Raw genomic sequence first — 4076 nt, forward strand, 5'->3', positions numbered from 1 at the left:
GCGCGGCCCCGGCCGCCGGCGCGGCCCCCCCCCCGGGGCGCCGCGCGGGGGCCCCGCCCCCCCCCGCCGCCCCCCCGCCGGGTGGTGGCGTCGTCGACGGTGGCCGGCAGGTCGACCAGGCCGCCCCAGCGGTGCGGCTGCTCGACGGCCGCCGCGCGGCCGAGGCCCCACACCTCGGTCTGGAGCGGGTGCGCGACGCGGTCGCCCGGGGCCGCCGCCACCGCGCCGCTGGTGACGCACCACAGCGGGGCCACCAGGTCCAGGTCGGCCATCGCCTGGACGAGGGCGAGGGTGCCGGCGGCGGCGAGGGTCACGCCGGGGTGCTCGGGCAGCAGCCGGTCCTGGCCGGCGACGACGTTGAGCACGCCGTCGACCGGCTGGTCGTCGGTCAGCGCCCGCAGCCGGGCGGCGAGCGCCGCGCGGTCGAGGTCCGCGGCGCCGACCCGCAGCGCCAGCGGTTCGGCGTCGCCGAAGAGCCCGGCCAGGCCGTCGGCCCACGCCGGCGCGTCGTCGGTGGGCAGGACGACCAGCCAGCGGCCCGCCGGGGCGCCGGCGTCCCCGACCGGCACGGGCTGCCAGGTCACCTGGTACGACCAGCCGTCCGCGAGGGAGCGTTCGCGCCGGGACCGGCGCCAGGACGCGAGCACGGGCAGGGCCGGCAGCAGCGCCCGGACCTGCGCGTCGTCGCCCAGCTCGCCGCGCAGGGTGTCGACGTCCGCCTGCTCCAGGGCGGTCCAGAACTCGTCGTGGCCGTCCGAGGCGGCGTCGGGGGCGGCGGGCGGCGGCTCGGGCCAGAAGCGCTGCCGGCGGAAGGCGTACCCGGGCAGCGGCACCCGTGCGGTGTCGCTGCCCGCGTACAGCCGCGCCCAGTCGACCTCGACCCCGCCGACGTGCAGCTCGGCGAGGGCGGTGAGGGCGGAGGCGGGCTCGGAGCGGTCGCGGCGCAGCAGCGCCACGGCGGCGGTGTCGTCGTCGGCGCCGGCGGCGGTCAGGACGTCGCGGGCCAGCGCGGTGAGCACGCCGCTGGGGCCGACCTCCAGGAACGTACGCACACCGAGGGCGCGCAGCTGGTCGACGCCGTCGGCGAACCGGACGGCCTCCCGCACGTGCCGGACCCAGTAGTCGGCGGTGCGGATCTCGTCGGGGTCGGCGACCGTGCCGGTCAGGTTCGACACGATCGGCAGCGCCGGCGGGTGCAGTTCCAGCCCGCGCAGCACGGCGGCGAACTCGGCGAGCATGGGTTCCATCAGCGGGCTGTGGAAGGCGTGGCTGACCCGCAGCGGCCGGGTGCGTACGCCCTGGTCGGCCCAGCGGCGTTCGAGTTCCTCGACGGCGTCGGCGGCGCCGGAGACCACGACGGCGGTGGGCCCGTTGACGGCGGCCACGGCGACGCGGTCCTCGACGCCGGCCAGGGCGGCCCGGACGGCGTCGGCGGGGAGCTGGACGGCCAGCATCGCGCCGCCGGCCGGCAGGGCCTGCATCAGCCGGCCCCGGGCGGCGACGAGCGTGGCGGCGTCGGGCAGCGACAGCACGCCGGCCGCGTGCGCGGCGGAGAGCTCGCCGATCGAGTGGCCCAGCAGGACGTCCGGGACGATCCCCCAGCTCGCCAGGAGCCGGAACAGCGCGACCTCGACGGCGAAGAGGCCGGCCTGCGTGTAGAGGGTCTGGTGGAGCAGCCCGGCGGCCTCGTCGCCCTCGGGCGCGAAGAGCACCGGGGCGAGCGGGCGGGGCAGGTGCCGGTCCAGCTCGGCGCAGACCTCGGCCAGCGCCCGGTCGAAGACGGGGAACGCGGCGGCCAGCTCGCGGCCCATGCCGCTGCGCTGCGCGCCCTGGCCGGAGAAGAGGAACGCGAGCTTGCCGCCGCGCGGGCCGACGCCGGTGACCAGGCCGGGGGCGTCGCCGCCGGCCGCCAGCGCGCGCAGGCCGGCGGTCAGGGCGGCGCGGTCGGGGGCGAGCAGTACGGCCCGGTGCTCGAGGCTGGCCCGGGTGCGCGCCGACGACCAGCCGACGTCGGTCAGCCGCAGCTCGGGGCGGCCGTCGAGCCAGTCGGCCCAGCGGCCCGCCTGCGCGGCCAGGGACTCGCCGTCGCGGGCGGAGACCAGCACCGGCACGAGACCGGCCCCGTCGACGCAGGCGGTGGCGGCGTCCGGCGCGGCGGTGGCGGCGTCCGGCGCGGCGGTGGCGGCGTCCGGCGCGGCGGGGGCCTCCGGCCCGGCGGCGTCGGTCGCGGCGGGTCCGTCCGCCGGGTCGGCGGCGGGCGCCTCCTCGATGATCACGTGGGCGTTGGTGCCGCTCATCCCGAACGAGGAGATGCCCGCGCGGCGGGGCTGCTCCCCGGCGGGCCACGGCCGCGGCTCGGTGGCCAGCGCGACCGCGCCGGCCGTCCAGTCCACGTTGGGGGTGGGCTCGTCGACGTGCAGGGTGGCGGGCACGGTGTCGTGCCGCAGCGCCATCACCATCTTGATCACCCCGGCCACGCCGGCGGCGGCCTGGGTGTGGCCGATGTTCGACTTGACCGAGCCGAGCCAGAGCGGCCGGTCCGCCGGGCGGCCCTGCCCGTACGTCGACAGCAGCGCCTGCGCCTCGATCGGGTCGCCGAGGGTGGTGCCGGTGCCGTGCGCCTCCACGACGTCGACCTGCTCCGGCGCGAGGCGGGCGCTGGCCAGCGCCTGGAGCACCACCCGCTGCTGGGACGGGCCGTTGGGGGCGGTCAGCCCGTTGCTCGCGCCGTCCTGGTTGACCGCGCTGCCGCGCACCACGGCCAGGACGGGGTGCCCGTTGCGGCGGGCGTCGGAGAGCCGCTCGACCAGCAGCAGGCCGACGCCCTCGCCCCAGGCGGTGCCGTCGGCGGCGGCGGCGAACGACTTGACCCGGCCGTCGGTGGCCAGGCCGCGCTGGCGGCTGAAGCCGATGAAGGCGGACGGGGTGGACATGACGGTGGCCCCGCCGGCCAGCGCCAGGGTGCACTCCCCCTGCCGCAGCGCCTGGCAGGCCAGGTGCAGCGCGACCAGCGACGACGAGCAGGCGGTGTCGACGGTGACGGCGGGGCCCTCGATGCCGAGGGCGTACGAGATCCGGCCGGAAACGACGCTGGCCGCGGTGCCGGTGAGGATGTAGCCCTCGGTGCCGGGCGGCGGCTGCTGGAGCAGTCCCACGTAGTCCTGGCCGGTGGTGCTGGCGAACACGCCCACCTGGTGGCCGCGCAGCGTCGACGGGTCGATCCCGGCGTGCTCGAACGCCTCCCAGGAGGCCTCCAGCAGCAGCCGCTGCTGCGGGTCCATGGCGAGCGCCTCGCGGGGCGAGATGCCGAAGAACGCGGCGTCGAAGTCGGTGGCCGAGTCGACGAAGCCGCCCTCGGCGACGTACGACGTGCCGGGGTGGTCGGGGTCCGGGTGGAACAGCCGGGCCAGGTCCCAGCCCCGGTCGGCGGGGAACGCGGAGACGGCGTCGCGGCCGGAGTCGACGAGCTCCCACAGGTCCTCGGGCGAGCCCACGCCGCCGGGGAACCGGCAGGCCATGCCGACGATGGCGATCGACTCGCGGCTGGCCGCCTCGAGCTCGCCGAGCTTCCTCCGGGTCTGGTGAAGGTCCGCCGTGACCCATTTCAGGTACTCGCGGAGCGTATCTTCAGTCGCCATTGACGCCACCTCTTCGGGCCGGAAAGAAACAGCGACCCGATACCGTCCACAGACGCCACAAAGCCGCGAAGATCCAAACCCATTCAGCCGACCACGAATTGCCGAACAAAAAGCGTTTCAGCCCGCACCAGGTCCTACTCGCCGGTGGAAAGGTAATTGTCGCCGGACGGCGGTCACAACCCCTAGCGTGCCCCTACGGCTGCCCCTAGGTGGCGGGGCGCAGGCTGGGCCGACCCGCCCTGCGAGCGGTGCGGCGCACCGCCCTCGCGGGGGGTGGCCGGGCGGGTGCGCGGACCCGCCCGGCCGAGCGTGTCACGACCGTCGACAACGGTCGTCCGACACCATTTCTAGATGCCCGGCAGTGCCCGCCGACACCGACGCCGCCCAACTGGCGTACGAGATCGACGCGCTGGGGATCGCCGCCGCGATGCGCTCCCG

The 4076-nt window shown here is 77.2% G+C and carries 1 protein-coding gene; it reads right to left on the reverse strand.

The features are described 5' to 3' along the window. Window positions 1–3638 (reverse strand): type I polyketide synthase (locus tag ACWENR_RS29925; protein WP_452280295.1); only part of this gene is annotated, 3638 nt, incomplete at its 3' end. Window positions 3639–4076 lie beyond the last annotated feature (438 nt).

It is taken from the genome of Micromonospora sp. NPDC004336 (genome assembly GCF_053602615.1).